12 protein-coding genes are annotated in these 14,054 nt (G+C 61.0%); 10 read left to right on the top strand and 2 right to left on the bottom strand.

What is annotated here, in order from left to right; translation table 11 throughout:
- The first annotated feature begins 17 nt into the window (after window positions 1-17).
- On the top strand, window positions 18-2,237 hold the full coding sequence (locus HU718_RS03025; protein WP_122599408.1) for a primosomal protein N': 2,220 nt from the start codon (window positions 18-20) through the stop codon (window positions 2,235-2,237).
- Window positions 2,238-2,313: 76 nt separating this feature from the next.
- On the opposite strand, the gene HU718_RS29785 is transcribed toward HU718_RS03025, so the two are convergent.
- Entirely contained in the window at window positions 2,314-2,436 is a 123-nt protein-coding gene (locus HU718_RS29785; protein ID WP_256579857.1) for a hypothetical protein, read from the bottom strand.
- Here HU718_RS29785 and argS point away from each other — a divergent pair.
- From argS to HU718_RS02980, 9 genes are all read left to right on the top strand, one after another.
- Window positions 2,435-4,171, top strand: coding sequence for an arginine--tRNA ligase (argS, locus tag HU718_RS03020; protein WP_186613000.1), 1,737 nt, complete (start codon window positions 2,435-2,437; stop codon window positions 4,169-4,171). The two genes, HU718_RS29785 and argS, sit on opposite strands and share 2 nt — an antisense overlap.
- 1 nt (window position 4,172) lies before the next feature.
- A complete protein-coding gene (locus HU718_RS03015; RefSeq protein ID WP_007909385.1) occupies window positions 4,173-4,889 on the top strand; it encodes an SPOR domain-containing protein in 717 nt (238 codons plus the stop codon).
- Between the two features lie 246 nt (window positions 4,890-5,135).
- Complete coding sequence (hslV, locus tag HU718_RS03010) at window positions 5,136-5,666, top strand: ATP-dependent protease subunit HslV (protein ID WP_016984593.1); 531 nt, start codon at window positions 5,136-5,138, stop codon at window positions 5,664-5,666.
- Between the two features lie 54 nt (window positions 5,667-5,720).
- Complete coding sequence (gene hslU, locus HU718_RS03005; RefSeq protein WP_175552953.1) at window positions 5,721-7,058, top strand: ATP-dependent protease ATPase subunit HslU; 1,338 nt, start codon at window positions 5,721-5,723, stop codon at window positions 7,056-7,058.
- Window positions 7,059-7,141: 83 nt separating this feature from the next.
- Complete coding sequence (locus tag HU718_RS03000) at window positions 7,142-7,513, top strand: gamma-butyrobetaine hydroxylase family protein (RefSeq protein WP_095120731.1); 372 nt, start codon at window positions 7,142-7,144, stop codon at window positions 7,511-7,513.
- Between the two features lie 258 nt (window positions 7,514-7,771).
- Window positions 7,772-9,451 (top strand): class II poly(R)-hydroxyalkanoic acid synthase, encoded by a 1,680-nt coding sequence (phaC, locus tag HU718_RS02995; protein ID WP_102899527.1) that lies wholly within the window; start codon window positions 7,772-7,774, stop codon window positions 9,449-9,451.
- A 94-nt stretch (window positions 9,452-9,545) separates the two neighbouring features.
- Window positions 9,546-10,400 carry a poly(3-hydroxyalkanoate) depolymerase gene (phaZ, locus tag HU718_RS02990; RefSeq protein WP_007909378.1) on the top strand — a complete coding sequence of 285 codons (855 nt, stop codon included), beginning with the start codon at window positions 9,546-9,548 and terminating at the stop codon, window positions 10,398-10,400.
- A 139-nt stretch (window positions 10,401-10,539) separates the two neighbouring features.
- Entirely contained in the window at window positions 10,540-12,222 is a 1,683-nt protein-coding gene (gene phaC / locus HU718_RS02985; RefSeq protein WP_186613002.1) for a class II poly(R)-hydroxyalkanoic acid synthase, read from the top strand.
- Between the two features lie 30 nt (window positions 12,223-12,252).
- A complete protein-coding gene (locus tag HU718_RS02980) occupies window positions 12,253-12,873 on the top strand; it encodes a TetR/AcrR family transcriptional regulator (protein WP_038360043.1) in 621 nt (206 codons plus the stop codon).
- 253 nt (window positions 12,874-13,126) lie between these two features.
- On the opposite strand, the gene HU718_RS02975 is transcribed toward HU718_RS02980, so the two are convergent.
- Window positions 13,127-14,047, bottom strand: a complete 921-nt coding sequence (locus HU718_RS02975) for a phasin family protein (protein WP_186613004.1) — start codon at window positions 14,045-14,047, stop codon at window positions 13,127-13,129.
- Window positions 14,048-14,054: the final 7 nt, after the last annotated feature.

The raw sequence follows: 14,054 nt of genomic DNA, 5'->3' as shown, positions 1-14,054 counted from the left end.
ATAGAGATCCCCCCCGCGTGCCCGACGCCATTCTGCGCCTCGCCCTGCCTTCACCCTTGCGCCGCCTGTTCGACTATCGGGCCCCGGCCGGCGTGCTGCGTGAACAATTGCAGCCGGGCATGCGCCTGCGGGTACCGTTCGGTCGACGCGAGATGATCGGGATTCTGGTCGAGGTCACCGACACCAGCGAAGTCCCGGTGGAAAAACTCAAACCGGCGCTGGCTCTGCTTGATGCCACGCCGCCGCTGCCACCGGCGCTGTTCAAGTTGTGCCTGTGGACGTCGCAGTATTATCAGCACAGCCTCGGCGACACCTTGAGCTGGGCGTTGCCGGTGCTATTGCGTCAGGGCGAACTGGCCGAGGCTCGGCAAGAGCGCTTCTGGTCAGCCGTCCCCGGCGCCAGCCTTGATGACCCGCGCATTGCCCGCGCACCGCGCCAGCGCGAAGCACTCGCAACGCTGGCCCAGCACCCGCACGGCGTCGCCCATCAGTTGCTGAGCAAACTGATGTTGAGCAAAGACAGTCTCGATTTGCTGCTGGCCAAAGGTCTGGTGCAAGTGGAAATCCGCCGCCATGCCCCAGGCGCGCGCCACGAACATTGGCTGGCGCAACCGGAATTACCGCTCAACACCGAACAACGCGCCGCATACGAGGCGATCCGCGCCGGGTTCGACAGTTATCACGCGTTCCTGCTGGCCGGCGTCACCGGCAGCGGCAAGACCGAAGTCTATTTGCAACTGATCCGCGAAACCCTCGAAGCCGGCAAGCAGGCCTTGGTACTGATCCCGGAGATCAACCTCGGCCCGCAGACCCTGGCGCGCTTCGAGCAACGCTTCAACGCGCGGATCGCCCTGCTGCACTCGGCGGTCAATGACCGCGAGCGCCTCGACGCCTGGCTCGCAGCGCGCGATGGCGAGGCCGACATTATTATCGGCACCCGCTCGGCGCTGTTCACGCCGATGAAGAACCCCGGGCTGATCATCATCGATGAAGAGCACGACGGCTCTTATAAACAGCAGGAAGGGCTGCGTTACCACGCCCGTGATCTGGCGCTGGTGCGCGCGCGGCAGGAAAACATCCCGATCGTGCTCGGCTCCGCCACGCCATCGCTGGAAAGCCTGCACAACGCCTACACCGGTCGCTATGGCTTGCTACGCCTGAATGAACGCGCGGGCGGCGCCAAGCAGCCGCGCTTCCTGCGTCTGGATGTGAAAAGCCGTCCACTGGACAGTGGGATTTCCGGGCCGATGCAGCAAGCCATCGGTCAGACGCTGGCGAATGGGCAACAGGTGTTGGTGTTCCTCAACCGTCGCGGCTTTGCGCCAACGTTGCTCTGCCACGACTGCGGCTGGATGTCCGAGTGTTCACGTTGCGATGCGCGGATGACCGTGCACCAGCGTTACGGCGAATTGCGCTGCCACCATTGTGGCTACGTCGAGCGCACGCCGCGCCAATGTCCGAAGTGCAACAAGGTTGATTTGCGGCCCGTGGGTGCTGGCACCGAGCGCGCCGAAGAGCGATTGGCAATCCTGTTCCCCGATTATCCGGTGCTGCGCGTCGACCGCGACAGCACGTCACGCAAAGACGCGATGAATCAACTGTTCGCGACGATCCAGAAGGGCCAGCCGTGCATTCTGGTCGGCACGCAAATGTTGGCCAAAGGGCACCACTTTCCGCGGGTGACGCTGGTGTCGATCCTCGATGCCGACGGCGGGTTGTTCTCCGGTGACTTCCGCGCCAGCGAGCGCATGGCGCAGTTGATCGTGCAGGTGGCCGGGCGCGCCGGGCGAGCGGAAGAACCGGGCAAGGTGATCATTCAGACGCACCTCGCCGACCATCCTTTATTGGTGCAGCTCACCGAACAAGGCTATTTCGCCTTCGCCGAACAGGCCTTGAGTGAGCGCCGCGCCGCCGGGTTGCCGCCGTTTGCGCATCTGGCGTTGTTGCGTGCCGAAGCGCACAAACCGGGGCAGGCGGAAGGCTTTCTCGATGAGGCGTGCAGCGAGGCAGAGCGCTTGTTGGCCGAGCAGAATCTGAGCGGGATTGAATTGCTCGGGCCGGTGCCAGCGCCGATGGAGCGGCGGGCAGGGCGTTATCGTGCGCAGCTTTTGTTGCAGGCGACGGCGCGGGCACCGTTGCACCGGTTGCTGGCGAGCTGGTTGCTGGTGCTGGAGCAGATGCCGAGTGGGCGGGCGGTGCGCTGGTCGCTGGATGTCGACCCTGTAGATTTGTATTGATAGAGAGATCGCCTTCGCGAGCAGGCTCGCTCCCACAAGGATTGCGCCGCTCTTGCTCGCGAAAATGATCTATTTGTCACCACATATCCATAAGCTGCCTGCTAAGGTTGGCAAGCCCGTCTTCGCAACGGATAATGCCCAGTTTTTCCACCCGCGCATCGATGCGCCCGCCGCGCTTGCGGTCGAAAGAGAAGACCATGAAAGACACCATTCGCCAGCTGATCCAACAAGCCCTCACCCAACTCGTCAACGAAGGTGTGTTGCCTGAAGGCCTGTCGCCGGCGATTCAGGTGGAGAACGCCCGTGACAAGACTCACGGCGACTTCGCCAGCAACATCGCGATGATGCTGGCCAAGCCTGCGGGCATGAAGCCGCGCGATCTGGCGGAAAAAATCATCGCCGCACTGCCGGCTGACGAGAACGTCACCAAGGCCGAAATCGCTGGCCCGGGCTTCATCAACTTCTTCCAGAACACCCAGGCTTTGGCCTCGCGTCTCGACGCTGCATTGGCTGATGCCCATGTTGGCGTACGCAAGGCCGGCCCGGCGCAACGCACCGTGGTCGACCTGTCGGCACCGAACCTGGCCAAAGAGATGCACGTCGGCCACTTGCGCTCGACCATCATTGGCGACGGTGTGGCCCGCGTCCTCGAATTCCTCGGCGACGAAGTGATCCGTCAGAACCACGTCGGCGACTGGGGTACCCAGTTCGGCATGCTGATGGCTTATTTGCAGGAAAACCCGATCACCAGCGACGAGCTGTCTGACCTGGAAAACTTCTACCGCGCCGCCAAGCAGCGTTTCGACGAATCCGCAGAATTCGCCGACCGCGCCCGTGGTCTGGTGGTCAAGTTGCAGGCCGGCGATGCCGAGTGCCTGGCGCTGTGGACCAAGTTCAAGGACATCTCGCTGTCGCACTGCCAGAAGATCTACGAACTGCTCAACGTCAAACTGACCATGGCCGACGTGATGGGCGAAAGCGCCTACAACGACGACCTGATCAACGTGGTCAACGATCTGAAAGCCGCTGGCATGCTGGTCGAGAGCAACGGCGCGCAGTGCGTGTTCCTCGACGAGTTCAAGAACGCCGATGGCGATCCGCTGCCGGTGATCATCGTCAAGGCTGACGGCGGCTACCTCTATGCCACCACTGACCTGGCGGCCGTGCGCTACCGCAGCGGCAAGCTGAAAGCTGATCGTGCGCTGTACTTCGTTGACCAGCGTCAGGCCCTGCACTTCCAGCAAGTGTTCGCCGTGGCGCGCAAGGCCGGTTTCGTCACCCATCCGATGGAAATGGAACACATGGGCTTCGGCACCATGAACGGCGCCGACGGCCGTCCGTTCAAGACCCGTGACGGCGGCACCGTGAAGCTGATCGATCTGCTCACCGAAGCGCAGGAACGCGCCTACAACCTGGTGAAAGAGAAGAACCCGGAACTTGCCGAAGACGAACTGCGCAACATCGCCAAAGTCGTCGGCATCGGCGCAGTGAAATACGCCGACCTGTCGAAGCACCGCACCAGCGACTACAGCTTCAACTTCGACCTGATGCTGAATTTCGAAGGCAACAGCGCGCCGTACCTGCTGTTCGCCTACACCCGCGTGGCCGGTGTGTTCCGCAAATTGGGCAAGGACTTCAGCGAAGTCGATGGCCAGATCGTGCTCGAGGCGGAACACGAACTAGAGCTGGCGGCGAAACTGGCGCAGTTCGGCGAAGTGCTGAACAACGTGTCCGACAAAGGCACGCCGCACATTCTCTGCACTTATCTGTACGACGTTGCCGGTCTGTTCTCCAGCTTCTACGAGAACTGCCCGATCCTCGCCGCCGAGACCCCGGCCCAGATGCAGAGCCGTCTGCGCCTGGCCGCGCTGACCGGTCGCACCCTCAAGCAAGGCCTGGAGCTGTTGGGTCTGGAAACTCTGGAGCGTATGTAAGTTGGCTGCCAAGAAAAAACCTGCACCCAAGCGTGGCGCCAGCCGTTACCAAGCTCCTGCGAAGCAACCGATTCCGGGCTGGCTGTGGATGGCCATCGGCCTCACGGTCGGCGCGTTCATCGTGTTTCTGATGAAGCTGGAGCCGGGCAAGGGTAGCGACACGGTCAAACGTGAGAAGGTCGAACAGGCGCAACAGCAGAAAGCGTCGAAGATCGCCGAGGCCAACAAGACCCCGCCGAGCCCGACGCAACCGGTGAAGCCGAAGTACGACTTCTACACCCTGCTGCCGGAATCGGAAGTGATCGTGCCGCCGGACGCCGTCCCGGAGAAGACCCTGCCGACGCCACAAGTGCCGGCCATCCCGACCACGCCAGTGACACCGGCAGAAGCGGCGAAGATCGACACTGCGCGCGCGCAGGCAGCACTGGCCGGGATTACCCCGCCGCCAGCACCGCCGGTGAGCAAAGCCGCGCCGGTGACCAAGTTCTTCTTGCAGGCCGGTTCGTTCCGCAAGGAAACCGATGCCGACAAGGTGCGTGCGCAGATCATTCTGCTTGGTCAGGCGGTAGCGGTTGAGTCCGGCACGGTGAAGGATGAAACCTGGTATCGCGTATTGGTCGGGCCGTTCAGCAACCGCGAACAACTGACCACCGCGCAGAAACAACTGGCCGGCGCCGGCTTCAGCAACCTGTTGTTACAACAACGCCAGAGCCGCTGATTTCGTCAGTAGCACCGCGTCATCGTTCTTCGTCGGAACGCCGCCCGGAGCAGGCTCGCTCCCACAGGATATGCGCTGTCCCTGTGGGAGCGAGCCTGCTCGCGAAGGCAATGTTTGCAACACCACATATCCCTGATCAGTCCCCGCCGTTCGTCCCTCCGCACCCTCCCCGGTTGAAATCCTCTCCAGCACCCCCATATGAATGGGCATAAGGCACTTTCGCCCCGCTGTGTGGAGACTCTTCCCTTGACCACCATCGTTTCAGTCCGCCGTCACGGCAAAGTCGTCATGGGCGGCGACGGCCAGGTTTCTCTCGGCAATACCGTGATGAAAGGCAACGCGAAAAAAGTCCGTCGCCTGTACCACGGCCAGGTCATCGCCGGTTTTGCCGGTGCCACTGCCGACGCCTTTACCCTCTTCGAACGTTTCGAAGGCCAGCTTGAAAAACATCAGGGCCACCTGGTGCGCGCCGCGGTCGAACTCGCCAAAGAATGGCGCACCGACCGCTCCCTGAGCCGCCTCGAAGCCATGCTCGCGGTCGCCAACAAGGACGCCTCGTTGATCATCACTGGCAACGGTGACGTGGTCGAACCCGAAGATGGCCTGATCGCCATGGGTTCCGGCGGCGGTTACGCGCAGGCTGCGGCCAGTGCCCTGTTGAAAAAGACCGACCTGTCGGCCCGTGAAATCGTCGAAACCGCCCTCGGCATCGCCGGCGACATCTGTGTATTCACCAACCACACTCAGACCATTGAGGAGCAGGATCTCGCTGAATAAGCCTGACGCGGCCCTGTGCCACGGCTTGTTTCTGCTTGAGGACCGTCAATTACTATGTCCATGACTCCCCGCGAAATCGTCCACGAACTCAACCGCCACATCATCGGCCAGGACGATGCCAAGCGCGCCGTCGCGATTGCCCTGCGCAACCGCTGGCGCCGCATGCAGCTGCCTGAAGAGCTGCGCGTTGAAGTGACCCCGAAGAACATCCTGATGATCGGCCCGACCGGAGTCGGTAAAACCGAAATCGCCCGTCGCCTGGCGAAACTGGCCAACGCGCCGTTCATCAAGGTCGAAGCGACCAAGTTCACCGAAGTCGGCTACGTCGGCCGTGACGTCGAATCGATCATCCGTGATCTGGCCGACGCCGCGATCAAGATGCTCCGCGAGCAGGAAATGACCCGCGTGCGCCATCGCGCCGAAGACGCCGCCGAGGATCGTATCCTCGACGCACTGCTGCCGCCGGCGCGCATGGGCTTCAGCAATGAAGAAGCGCCGAGCAGCGATTCCAACACCCGTCAGCTGTTCCGCAAGCGCCTGCGCGAAGGTCAGCTGGATGACAAGGAAATCGAGATCGAAGTCGCCGAAGTGGCCGGCATCGAGATCGCCACGCCGCCTGGCATGGAAGAGATGACCAACCAGTTGCAGTCCTTGTTCGCCAACATGGGCAAGGGCAAGAAGAAGGCGCGCAAGCTCAAGGTCAAAGAAGCGCTGAAGCTGGTGCGCGACGAAGAAGCCGGGCGTCTGGTCAATGAAGAAGAGCTGAAGGCCAAAGCGCTGGAAGCGGTTGAACAGCACGGCATCGTGTTCATCGACGAGATCGACAAAGTCGCCAAGCGCGGCAACGTTGGCGGCGCCGATGTGTCCCGTGAAGGCGTGCAGCGCGACCTGCTGCCGCTGATCGAAGGCTGCACCGTCAACACCAAACTGGGCATGGTCAAGACCGACCACATCCTGTTCATCGCGTCCGGTGCGTTCCACCTGAGCAAGCCGAGCGATCTGGTGCCTGAGTTGCAAGGTCGCCTGCCGATCCGCGTTGAACTCAAAGCGCTGAGCCCGTCGGACTTCGAACGCATCCTCAGCGAACCGCATGCCTCGCTCACCGAGCAATACTGCGCGCTGCTGAAAACCGAAGGCCTGAACATCCAGTTCCAGCCCGAAGGCATCAAGCGTCTGGCGGAGATCGCCTGGCAGGTCAACGAGAAGACCGAGAACATCGGTGCCCGTCGCTTGCACACGCTGCTGGAGCGTCTGCTCGAAGAGGTGTCGTTCAGCGCCGGCGATCTGGCCAGCTCCCACGATGAGAAGCCGATTCTGATCGACGCCGAATACGTCAACAGCCACCTCGGCGAATTGGCGCAGAACGAAGACCTGTCCCGCTACATTCTGTAGAGCGGCAAGCTCCGAGCTGCAAGCGACAAGCTGCGGGCTGAGTTAAGCTTGCAGCTTGTTGCTTGTAGCTCAGGGCTGTTTTTATGATTCCCACCGACATCAAACTGCACAAAGCCTCGAAAACCCTGACGCTCACCTACGCGTCCGGCGAGGAGTACACCCTGCCCGCCGAGTTTCTGCGCGTGCATTCCCCCTCCGCCGAGGTTCAGGGCCACGGCAAACCGATCCTGCAATTCGGCAAGCTCAACGTCGGTCTGAGCAAGCTGGAACCGGCCGGTCACTACGCACTGAAACTGACCTTCGACGACGGTCACGACAGCGGCTTGTTCACCTGGGATTATCTCTACGAGCTGGGGCGACGTCATGACGCACTCTGGGCCGATTATCTGGCCGAGCTCAAAGCTGCCGGAAAAACCCGCGACCCGAACGAGTCGATCGTCAAGCTGATGCTCTAGCCCGAGCCTTGCGCTCATTAGAGGGCATTTTCTAAATTCATCTGTTTGAATGCTCTGCTGTGTGGCCGAGGATCGGCCTGCTTGCGAAAAAAATTAAACTCGGGTAACCAATGGAGCTGGCAAGTTCCCTGCAATGCTCTACGACTGTAAAGCAGCTATGCAGAATTAACGGTCACCCGAGCAGTAGTACCTGGCATTGGCTGTGGAACTGCACAGCAGAAAACCGGGTACTCGTCTCAGGACAATGGAGCGTCGTAGATGAGTAACAAGAATAACGATGACCTGAAGTACCAAGCCTCGGAAAACACCCTGGGGCTTAATCCCGTCGTTGGGCTACGCGGAAAGGATCTGCTGGCCTCTGCTCGTATGGTGCTGAAACAGGCCATCAGACAACCGATCCATAGCGTCAAGCACGTCACCCATTTCGGCCTCGAACTGAAGAACGTGTTGTTCGGCAAATCCGAACTGCAACCGGCTGGCGATGACCGTCGCTTCGCTGATCCTGCGTGGAGCCAGAACCCGCTCTACAAACGTTATCTGCAAACCTACCTGGCGTGGCGCAAGGAACTCCATGCCTGGATTGATGACAGCAGTCTCTCCCCCAAAGACATCGCCCGCGGCCACTTCGTCATCAACCTGATGACCGAAGCCATGGCCCCGACCAACACTGCTGCCAACCCGGCCGCGGTAAAACGCTTTTTCGAAACCGGCGGCAAGAGCCTGCTCGATGGCCTCTCGCATCTGGCCAAGGATCTGGTACATAACGGCGGCATGCCGAGCCAGGTCAACATGGGCGCGTTCGAGGTCGGCAAGAGCCTCGGTGTCACCGAAGGCGCGGTGGTGTTTCGCAACGACGTGCTGGAGCTGATCCAGTACAAGCCGATCACCGAGCAAGTCCACGAGCGTCCATTGCTGGTGGTGCCGCCGCAGATCAACAAGTTCTACGTATTCGATTTGAGCCCGGACAAGAGTCTGGCGCGCTTCTGCCTGCGCAATAACGTGCAGACGTTTATCGTCAGCTGGCGCAACCCGACCAAGGCGCAGCGTGAGTGGGGCCTGTCGACCTACATCGATGCGCTGAAAGAAGCGGTCGACGTGGTCACCGCGATCACCGGCAGCAAAGACGTGAACATGCTCGGCGCCTGCTCCGGCGGCATCACCTGCACCGCCCTGCTCGGCCACTACGCGGCGATCGGCGAGAAGAAGGTCAATGCCCTCACGCTGCTGGTCAGCGTGCTCGACACGACCCTGGACAGCGACGTCGCCCTGTTCGTCGACGAGCAGACCCTGGAGACCGCCAAGCGCCACTCGTATCAGGCCGGCGTGCTCGAAGGCAAAGACATGGCCAAGGTCTTCGCGTGGATGCGCCCCAACGATCTGATCTGGAACTACTGGGTCAACAACTACCTGCTCGGCAACGAGCCTCCGGTGTTCGACATCCTGTTCTGGAACAACGACACCACCCGGTTGCCCGCCGCGTTCCACGGCGACCTGATCGAGATGTTCAAAAACAACCCACTGATTCGCCCGAATGCACTGGAAGTGTGCGGCACACCGATCGACCTCAAGCAGGTCACGGCCGACATCTTCTCGCTGGCTGGCACCAACGACCACATCACGCCGTGGAAGTCCTGCTACAAGTCGGCGCAATTGTTCGGTGGCAAGGTGGAGTTCGTGCTGTCGAGCAGCGGGCATATCCAGAGCATCCTGAACCCGCCGGGCAACCCGAAATCGCGCTACATGACCAGCGAAGAAGTGGCTGCCAATGCCGATGAATGGCAAGAGAACTCGACCAAGCACACCGACTCCTGGTGGCTGTACTGGCAGACGTGGCAGGCCGAGCGCTCGGGCAACCTGAAAAAGGCCCCGGTGAAACTGGGCAACAAGGCGTATCCGGCGGGTGAAGCATCGCCGGGCACTTACGTTCACGAAAGATAGCGGCAAGCCACAAGTTACGAGCCGCAAGCTGAGCAGGTTCTGCTTGAAGCTTGCGGCTTGTAGCTGCTCCACTCTAACCCGAAGGGCCTGACGCATGCCGCAACCGTTCATATTCCGTACCGTCGATCTGGATGGCCAGACCCTCCGCACGGCGGTACGCCCCGGCAAGCCTCACTTGACGCCCTTGCTGATTTTCAACGGCATCGGCGCCAACCTGGAGCTGGTGTTTCCGTTTGTCGCGGCGCTGGACCCGGATCTGGAAGTGATCGCCTTCGACGTGCCCGGTGTCGGCGGTTCCTCGACGCCGAACCGGCCGTACCGCTTTCCCGGGCTGGCCAAGCTCACCGCGCGGATGCTCGATTACCTCGACTACGGTCAGGTCAACGTGATCGGCGTGTCGTGGGGCGGTGCGCTCGCGCAGCAGTTCGCCTACGACTACCCCGAGCGCTGCAAGAAACTGGTGTTGGCGGCGACCGCTGCCGGTGCGGTGATGGTGCCGGGCAAACCGAAAGTGCTGTGGATGATGGCCAGTCCCCGGCGCTACATTCAGCCTTCCCATGTGATCCGCATCGCCCCGCTGATCTACGGCGGCTCGTTCCGCCGCGATCCGACCCTGGCCGCCAGCCACGCGGCGAAAGTGCGTTCGGCGGGCAAGCTCGGTTACTACTGGCAACTGTTCGCCGGCCTCGGCTGGACCAGCATTCATTGGCTGCACAAGATCCATCAGCCGACGCTGGTGCTGGCCGGCGATGACGATCCGCTGATCCCGCTGATCAACATGCGCATGCTCGCCTGGCGCATTCCCAACGCCCAACTGCACATCATCGACGACGGTCATCTGTTCCTGATTACCCGCGCCGAAGCGGTGGCGCCGATCATCATGAAATTCCTCCAGGAGGAACGTCAGCGCGCGGTGATGCACCCGCATCCGACACCGCTGGGCGGTTAACGCTGGCGGCAGGCTTTATGCAGTGCTTCAAGAAAGAGTGCGCGGCAGGACGCCGCGCAGGCAGCAACCCGCAACAGCGTCTATGGTGTTCTGGTTCGGTGAGTTTGTTTTTGGCCTGAAGACGAAGGAGTGTTGAGTCATGCGCGACAAACCAGCGACGGGCGTAGTGCCCAGCCCCGCCGTGTTCATCAATGCACAAAGTGCGATTACCGGCTTGCGTGGGCGGGATTTGATTTCGACCTTGCGCAGTGTCGCCGCCCACGGTCTGCGCAACCCGATCCACAGTGCGAAGCATGCCTTGAAACTCGGCGGCCAATTGGGCCGCGTATTGCTCGGCGAGACCCTGCACCCAACCAACACGAACGACAGCCGTTTCGCCGATCCGGCGTGGAGCCTGAACCCGTTTTACCGGCGCAGCCTGCAGGCCTATCTGGCCTGGCAGAAGCAGGTCAAAAGCTGGATCGATGAAAGCAACATGAGCGATGACGATCGCGCCCGCGCGCACTTCGCCTTCACCCTGCTCAACGACGCCGTGGCGCCGTCCAACACCCTGCTCAATCCGCTGGCGGTCAAGGAGCTGTTCAACTCCGGTGGACACAGCCTGGTGCGCGGCCTCAGCCATTTATTCGATGACTTGCTGCACAACGACGGCCTGCCGCGCCAAGTGACCAAACAGGCTTTCGAGGTCGGCAAGACCGTCGCCACCACCACCGGTTCGGTGGTGTTTCGCAACGAGATGCTGGAGCTGATCCAGTACAAACCGATGAGCGAAAAACAGTACGCCAAACCACTGTTGGTGGTGCCGCCGCAAATCAACAAGTACTACATTTTCGACCTGAGCCCGCACAACAGCTTCGTCCAGTACGCCCTGAAGAACGGCTTGCAGACCTTCATGATCAGCTGGCGCAACCCGGATGTACGCCATCGCGAATGGGGCCTGTCGACCTACGTCGAAGCGGTGGAGGAAGCGATGAACATCTGCCGGGCGATCACCGGTGCCCGCGAGGTCAACCTGATGGGCGCCTGCGCAGGCGGGCTGACCATCGCCGCCCTGCAAGGCCACCTGCAGGCCAAGCGGCAGCTGCGCCGGGTCTCCAGCGCGACCTATCTGGTCAGCCTGCTCGACAGCCAGATCGAAACCCCGGCCACGCTGTTCGCCGACGAACAAACCCTCGAAGCCGCCAAGCGCCGTTCCTATCAGAAAGGCGTGCTCGACGGTCGCGACATGGCCAGGATCTTCGCCTGGATGCGTCCCAATGATTTGATCTGGAGCTACTTCGTCAACAACTACCTGTTGGGCAAAGAGCCACCGGCCTTCGACATCCTCTACTGGAACAACGACAACACCCGCCTGCCGGCGGCATTTCACGGTGACCTGCTGGACTTCTTCAAGCACAACCCACTGACCCATCCGGGTGGTCTGGAGGTTTGCGGCACGCCCATCGATCTGCAGAAAGTCACCGTCGACAGCTTCAGCGTCGCCGGCATGAACGACCACATCACCCCGTGGGATGCGGTGTATCGCTCGACCCTGCTACTCGGTGGCGAGCGGCGTTTCGTGCTGTCCAACAGCGGCCATGTGCAGAGCATCCTCAACCCACCAAGCAACGCGAAAGCCGCGTACGTCGAGAACGGCAAAATGAGCAGCGACCCGCGCGCCTGGTATTACGACGGCAAGCACGTCGATGGCAGTTGGTGGCCGCAGTGGCTGGAGTGGATTCAGCATCGCTCCGGCGCCCAGCACGAAACCTCGTTCACCCTCGGCAATCCGAACTATCCACCGATGGAGGCAGCGCCCGGTACTTACGTGCGTGTGCGCTGACGCTTAACCGAACTTTTCTAAGAAGACTGGATGAAAACCCGCGACCGGATTCTCGAATGTGCTTTGCAACTGTTCAACGAAAAGGGCGAGCCGAACGTCTCCACCATGGAGGTCGCCAACGAAATGGGGATCAGCCCGGGCAACCTCTACTACCACTTCCACGGCAAGGAACCGCTTATTCTCGGGTTGTTTGAACGCTTCCAGAATGAACTGGCGCCACTGCTCGATCCGCCCTCGGATGTGGAATTGGCGCCGGAGGATTACTGGCTGTTTCTGCATTTGATCGTCGAGCGGCTGGCGCAGTATCGGTTTCTGTTTCAGGACCTGTCGAACTTGGCTGGACGGTTGCCGAAACTGGCCAAGGGCATTCGACATTTGCTCAATGCGCTGAAGCGCACGCTGGCGTCGTTACTGGCGCGATTGAAGGCTGCGGGGCAGTTGGTCAGTGATACGCAGGCGTTGGGGCAGTTGGTGGAGCAGATCACCATGACGTTGCTGTTTTCGCTGGATTATCAGCGGATCCTTGATCGTGAAGGGGAGGTCAGGCTGGTGGTTTATCAGATCATGATGCTGGTGGCGCCGCATTTGCTGCCGCCGGTTAAGGTCGCCACGGAGCGGATGGCTCTTCAGTATCTTGAAGACCATGACTGAATCAAAAGCCCCTCACCCTAGCCCTCTCCCAGAGGGAGAGGGGACTGATTGGGGGATGCTGTAGAAGTACGCCGACCTGACAGTGCGTTACCGAATCCATAATCGATAAGGTCTTTCAGGTCGGCGTATAGCGTGAGACACCTCGGTCGGTCCCCTCTCCCTCTGGGAGAGGGCTAGGGTGAGGGGCTGTTGGAATTCAGATACAAAAACGCCCGACCTTCACAGGCCGGGCGTTTTGTTTTGCCCTGAAGAATCAGGACTGACTGGTTGGCGTCGACGGCGTCGATACAGCAGTCGGGGTGGCCGCCGGAGTCGGTGCGGCGGCGGAGTTCGACGCGCTCACCGGAGCTGCCGGGGTAGCCGGCTTGGCTGCAGCAGGTGCTGCTGGCTTCAGCGCTGCGGCTTTCGGCGCGGCCGGTTTTTTCACTGCCGGTTTTTTAGCTGCAGCCGGTTTCGCTGCTGGCTTGGCAGCCGGTTTGGCGGCCGCGGTTTTCGCGGCTGGCTTTGCGGCTGGTTTCGCTGCAGTTTTGGCCGCAGGTTTTGCTGCCGGTTTGGCTGCGGCTTTGGCGGCAACCGGTTTGGCGGCTGCTTTGGCTGGCTTGGCCGCTGCGGTTTTTGCTGCAGGCTTGGCCGCTGCTTTTGCTGCGGGTTTAGCCGCCGCTTTGGCCAGAGGCTTGGCAGCGGATTTTGCCGCTGGTTTGGCCGCCGCAGTTTTCGCTGCCGGTTTTGCCGCAGCGGTTTTCGCCGCCACAGGTTGAGCCTTCAGACCGGTGAGTTTTTCGATCTGTTTGGTCAGTGTGTCGACCTTGCTATTGAGCGCTTTGACTTCATTGCGGCTCGGTACACCGAGGCGCGAGATCGCACTGTTCAGGCGCTTGTCGAAAGCCCCTTCCAGCTCGTCCCACTTGCCCAGTGCGCGATCTTTCACGCCGCTGATGCGCGACTTGGCCGAAGAAGCGGAGTCCTTGGCGGCATCGACTTTTTTGCCGACTGCGGACTTGGTGAGCTTCTCGGCTTTCTCGCCGTCTTTGACCAATGTATCGAAGAGCTTGCTGCCGTCAGTGTCGATCTTCGAGTACACGCCTAAACCAGCCAGCCAGATCTTGCGGGAGTAGTCTTCGACTTTCCCGATCCACGAGCTGCCTTCTTTATCGGTGTTCTTTTTACCAGCCATCCCGTTC

It is taken from the genome of Pseudomonas tensinigenes (genome assembly GCF_014268445.2).
GTDB classification, from domain to species: domain Bacteria; phylum Pseudomonadota; class Gammaproteobacteria; order Pseudomonadales; family Pseudomonadaceae; genus Aquipseudomonas; species Aquipseudomonas tensinigenes.
The sequence above is the reverse complement of the archived record's forward strand: the minus strand, read 5'-3'. Positions and strand labels throughout refer to the sequence as shown.